Origin of the sequence: Streptomyces sp. NPDC127092, from assembly GCF_042722475.1 — a bacterium.
In the GTDB taxonomy this organism is placed as follows: Bacteria; Actinomycetota; Actinomycetes; order Streptomycetales; family Streptomycetaceae; genus Streptomyces.
This window is the reverse complement of the sequence record NZ_JBHXFE010000224.1, coordinates 1-661: the sequence shown is the minus strand read 5'-3', so window position 1 is coordinate 661 and position 661 is coordinate 1. Positions and strand designations below refer to the sequence as shown.

Genomic DNA, 661 nt, shown 5'->3' with positions numbered 1-661 from the left:
GTGATCTCGGAGGCCTTGAGCGGGTTGGACTTTGGTTGGGGCTTGCGGAGGTCAGCCTTGGCGATCGTGGTGCTCCTGTAGAGTTCTCTGGAGCCCGCAGAACGGTTCTGCGGGATGGGATCACGCGGCGTCCCGTGCGGGGCACGGGGCCGTGTGCAGTGCGGCCCGGCGGTGCCGGGTCGCGGGTGGGATGGGCCGCCGGGGCGGCCCTCCGGGCGAGGTGCGCCCGGACGGAGAGGTCCGTGGTGTTCCGTGTCCGTCGCGGCCGTGGGGTCCGCGCCCGGTCAGCGCAGGATCAGAACGGGGGCTCGTTGGAGGACGGGGTGTCCCATCCGCCGCCACCGCCGCCGGACCAGGGGTCCTGCGGTGCGGCCTGGCCGCCGCCCTGCTGCTGGCCGCCCCAGCCGCCGCCCTGCTGGGCGCCGCCGAAGCCACCGCCGCCGCCACCGCCGCGCTGAGCGCGGGTGACCTTGGCCGTGGCGAACCGCAGCGCCGGGCCGACCTCGTCCACGTCCAGCTCCCAGCTGGTGCGACGATTGCCGTCCCGGTCGTCGTAGGAGCGCGCCCTGAGGCGGCCCTGCACGATCACGCGCATGCCCTTGGTCAGCGACTCCGCCACGTTCTCCGCGGCCTCGCGCCAGACCGAGCAGCGCAGGAACAG

At 74.6% G+C, this 661-nt stretch carries 1 protein-coding gene and 1 pseudogene; both read right to left on the bottom strand.

Annotation, left to right across the window (positions count from 1 at the left end):
* A pseudogene (locus tag ACFWJO_RS39125) lies at positions 1-65 on the bottom strand (30S ribosomal protein S18); the annotation flags it as partial.
* Positions 66-295: 230 nt separating this feature from the next.
* The coding region (ssb, locus tag ACFWJO_RS39120) for a single-stranded DNA-binding protein (protein ID WP_386872987.1) at positions 296-661 on the bottom strand (366 nt) is incomplete at its 5' end.